This window comes from Cryobacterium sp. 10I1 (genome assembly GCF_035019805.1).
GTDB lineage: Bacteria > Actinomycetota > Actinomycetes > Actinomycetales > Microbacteriaceae > Cryobacterium > Cryobacterium glucosi.
On sequence record NZ_JASJVF010000506.1, the window covers coordinates 1 to 984 of the forward strand.

The window sequence follows — 984 nt, forward strand, 5'->3', positions numbered from 1 at the left end:
ACGCACCGCGTGGTGCTCGGCGAGATCGCTCGAGTAGCGCACCGGCATCTGCCAGCCGGCGAAGTCGGTGAAGCTGGCTCCGGCGTCGACGTGCGCCTGGTGCAGCGGGGAATACCGTTCGGTCAGATCCGGGGTCATGAGTTCTCCAGGCAGGTCGGCCGCGGCCGAGCGAGATTCTCGGGGTCGTGGCGACCCCGTGGGAACTCCCCCTCTGTCGTCAGGCCTGAGAGCTTCGCCGCGTCCTGGTCGGGACGTGACTTTCACCATGGGCGAGCCGCATTGTGCTGCGACTACTTTTCAGAGTGGCCAGTCCGATGCGGTACGAGTACCTGAGAGATTGTCGGGGAGGATTGCTCCTTCGGTGTCCGGCCGCCGAGGCGCCGGACTCTCCCGCATCGGCCGTGTCGGCCCGGTATTCAGTTGGACGGCGCGCCTGGTCGGGCTCAACCGCTTCGCGAGCAGCTTAGCAGCCGGAGTTCCACTGGGACCGGCTCCGGCCTGCCCGATCGCGCAGCACGCCGACGCCGGATCCTGCCTCGCCGGGCACCCCGGTCAGGCGCCGAAGGAGTCGGCGACCGCCTCGGTGACCTCGACCAGCCGGGTGAGCAGGGCCTCCATCGACTCCGACCGCAGCAGCTCGATCTGGTCGAGGGGGCCGACCGGCGCGATCGCCGCGAGCTGCCAGGCCGCGACAGCCGGGTCGCCGGAGAGTTCGACGTCGGGCGCCCAGGGCTGCTCGGTGAATTCGCTCGCGAGCGCAAGCGCCCGGCGCACGACCCGTTCGGCCCGCTCCCGCAGAGGGAACAGCTCGTCGTCCCACTCCAGCTCGGGGAGCTCGCGGACGCTCGCCTGCGGATACGGGTCGTCGTCGAGCCACTCGAGCACCTCGATGCGCCGCTCGCCGTGGGCGACCACGCCGACGAACCCCTCTGGGGCCTCGATCTGCGTGATCCTGGCCACCGTCCCGATCCCGAACCGGTGCTC

General features: G+C 70.3%; 1 protein-coding gene, 1 pseudogene and 1 riboswitch. The gene and the pseudogene both read right to left on the reverse strand.

Going from position 1 to position 984, the window contains the following annotated elements; all coding sequences use genetic code 11:
* Positions 1-138: pseudogene (locus tag QN345_RS19425) on the reverse strand (glycine cleavage system protein T); the annotation flags it as partial.
* Positions 139-307: 169 nt separating this feature from the next.
* A riboswitch (glycine riboswitch) is annotated at positions 308-403 on the reverse strand.
* Positions 404-552: 149 nt separating this feature from the next.
* A partial coding sequence (locus tag QN345_RS19430) for an LON peptidase substrate-binding domain-containing protein (protein WP_323509164.1) occupies positions 553-984 on the reverse strand: 432 nt, incomplete at its 5' end.